Genomic DNA, 2,670 nt, shown 5'->3' with positions numbered 1-2,670 from the left:
CGACGGGGGCGGGGCGCGACACAATGGCGGTGTAGCCGCCGCACCACGGCATGGCTGTCCGGCACCAGGAGGGGCGTAATGTCTGATCTTCCCCGGAAGGCTGTCACCCGCACTGCCAAGTTGGCCGCGCTGCCGATCGGGTTCGCGGGCAGGGCGACCTGGGGGCTGGGCAAGCGGATCGGCGGCGCGTCCGCCGACATGGTCACCAAGGAGCTCCAGCAGCGGACGGCCGACCAGCTGTTCAAGGTCCTCGGTGAGCTCAAGGGCGGCGCGATGAAGTTCGGGCAGCTGCTGTCCGTCTTCGAGTCCGCCCTGCCCGAGGAGGTGGCGGGACCCTACCGGGCGACGCTGACGAAGCTCCAGGACGCGGCGCCCCCGATGCCGACCCAGACGGTGCACGGGGTGCTCGCCGATCAGCTGGGCGAGGACTGGCGCGAGCTGTTCCTGGAGTTCGAGGACAAGCCGTCCGCGGCGGCGTCCATCGGCCAGGTGCACCGGGCCGTGTGGCACGACGGGCGCGAGGTCGCGGTCAAGGTGCAGTATCCGGGTGCGGGCGAGGCGCTGCTGTCCGACCTCAGCCAGCTGAGCAGGTTCGTGCGGCTGCTCGGCCCGCTGATCCCCGGCATGGACATGAAGCCGCTGGTCGCGGAGATGCGCGACCGCGTCTCCGAGGAGCTCGACTACGCGCTTGAGGCCGAGGCGCAGCGGGCGCACGCGGACGAGTTCGCGGACGATCCCGATGTCGTGGTGCCGGACGTGGTGCACCAGGCCGACCAGGTCCTCGTGACGGAGTGGATCGACGGGACACCGCTCGCCGAGATCATCTCGTCGGGCACGCAGGAGCAGCGGGACCGGGCGGGCCAGCTGCTCGCGCGGTTCCTGTTCTCCGGCCCGATGCGGACGGGCCTGCTGCACGCGGACCCGCACCCGGGCAACTTCCGGCTGCTGCCGCCGCGCGAGAGCGCGCCCGGTGATCCGTCGGGAGGTCCGGACGGGGGCGGCGAGCTGCGCCTCGGCGTCCTCGACTTCGGGACGGTGGACCGGCTGCCGGGCGGGCTGCCCGAAATCATCGGCGACGCGCTGCGCATGACGATCGACGGCGAGTCCGACGCGGTGTACGAGATGCTGCGGGCCGAGGGGTTCGTCAAGGAGACCATCGACCTCGAACCGGAGGCGGTGCTCGACTATCTGCTGCCGATCATCGAGCCGGCGGGGGTGGACGAGTTCACCTTCACCCGCGCCTGGATGCGCAACCAGGCGGCGCGGATCGCCGACCCCCGCTCCCCCGCGCACCAGTTGGGCAGGCAGCTGAACCTCCCCCCGTCGTACCTGCTGATCCACCGGGTCACGCTGAGCACCATCGGCGTGCTGTGCCAGCTGGGTGCCACGGTGCGGCTGCGGGACGAGTTGGAGGACTGGCTGCCGGGCTTCTACGTCGAGTGGGTCTACGAGGACGAGGAAGCCGACGAGGCCGAGGCTGACGCGGCCGGTGGGACCGAGGAGGCCAGTGTGGTCGACGGGACTGTGGCGGCCGAGGGGCACCAGCGCACTGAGGCGGGCAGAGGGGCCCGGGACGCCGGGGCCCCGGCGGACCCCGACGGCGAGGATGGCGCGGGGAACGGCGAAGCGGGGGCGAGCCCCTCGGGACCCGCTCCCGCTGTCGGTGACTGAGCGACGGCACGGCTGGACGCGGAGGCCGGCCCTCCGCGACCGCGCCAACGGCCGGCGCGTCATGACGGCCTGCGCCACGTGACTGGCGGCGCCACGTGACAGCCGGTGGCACGCGGCGCCGACGGTCGGCGCCGCGTGCTCGTCCTTACCGCATGATGGCCATCACTGCATGACGGCCATCGCGAGGGCGCGGCGGGCGCGCTTCGACACGCGCTCGGCGCGCCGTTGCATGCGCCGTGCCATCAGCACGTGCGTCGCCTGGCGGCCGGCCGCGGCGTCACGGAGTCTTTCCTCCATATGCGCACGTGCCAGGGCTTCTGGGATGAGTTGCATCTCGCGGGTCCTGTTCTGACGCGCCTCGTGCGCGCCCTTCGTGTTGAAGACAGTCGTCGTGGAGCCTTGGGGCTCGCTGGGGGAAGAGGTCATCGGAGCCTGCTTCTGGGGATCGTGCGTGAGGGGACGGTCGATCGTTCCGCGCGCGTTCATGCCGCGACCGGGTTCTTGCGCGGGCGGCCGCGAGGCCTCTTGCGGGCCACGACGACCCCCTGGACGAAGAGCTCACCACCCCAGACACCCAGGGCTCGCGGCGCTCCTTGGCCCCGGCGAGGCAGGCCTCGACCAGCGGGCAGGTACGGCAGAGGGCCTTGGCGTACTCGACGTCGGCCGGCGACTCCGCGAAGAAGACCTCCGGGTCGTAGGCGCGGCAGGGGACGGGCGAGCCGAGGTTCTCGATCGCCTCGTCGAGGGCGGTGAGCTGGGTGAGCGGGGTCAAGGCGGAGTCCTCCGTGAGGCCGGGCGGCGGGATCGTTTCGGAAGGCGGTACGGACGGGGCGTGCGCTTCGAGTTGCACGGGGTTTCTTCCTCGTCTTTTCGGATGGTCCGGTCCGGCCGGTCGGCCGGACGTCGTCTGGTACCGGGTGTTCGTGCCCGAGGCCCCTTCGCTCGGTCCGTCCCTGTCGGGACAAACAGAAGGGCCGCGGAACCCGGGTGGGGTTCCGC

Annotated in this window: 2 protein-coding genes and 1 pseudogene; 1 reads left to right on the top strand and 2 read right to left on the bottom strand. The window is 71.9% G+C overall.

Annotation, left to right across the window (positions count from 1 at the left end; translation table 11 throughout):
• The first annotated feature begins 78 nt into the window (after positions 1-78).
• Positions 79-1,671, top strand: a complete 1,593-nt coding sequence (locus tag LCE31_RS38620) for an ABC1 kinase family protein (RefSeq protein WP_225022883.1) — start codon at positions 79-81, stop codon at positions 1,669-1,671.
• A 162-nt stretch (positions 1,672-1,833) separates the two neighbouring features.
• Here LCE31_RS38620 and LCE31_RS38615 read toward each other — a convergent pair whose 3' ends face one another.
• Together LCE31_RS38615 and LCE31_RS38610 are read right to left on the bottom strand one after the other, a co-directional pair.
• On the bottom strand, positions 1,834-2,157 hold the full coding sequence (locus tag LCE31_RS38615; RefSeq protein ID WP_225022882.1) for a hypothetical protein: 324 nt from the start codon (positions 2,155-2,157) through the stop codon (positions 1,834-1,836).
• A pseudogene (locus LCE31_RS38610) lies at positions 2,154-2,521 on the bottom strand (WhiB family transcriptional regulator). The gene LCE31_RS38615 and the pseudogene LCE31_RS38610 overlap by 4 nt, the downstream one beginning before the upstream one ends.
• Positions 2,522-2,670: the final 149 nt, after the last annotated feature.

It is taken from the genome of Streptomyces sp. 8L, assembly GCF_020176795.1.
Classification (GTDB): Bacteria; Actinomycetota; Actinomycetes; order Streptomycetales; family Streptomycetaceae; genus Streptomyces.
The sequence above is the reverse complement of the archived record's forward strand: the minus strand, read 5'-3'. Positions and strand labels throughout refer to the sequence as shown.

Excerpts from the sequence above, each read along its gene's own strand:
- LCE31_RS38615 (WP_225022882.1), bottom strand. The coding sequence starts at position 2,157 with ATGAACGCGCGCGGAACGATCGACCGTCCCCTCACGCACGATCCCCAG.
- LCE31_RS38620 (WP_225022883.1), top strand. The coding sequence starts at position 79 with ATGTCTGATCTTCCCCGGAAGGCTGTCACCCGCACTGCCAAGTTGGCC.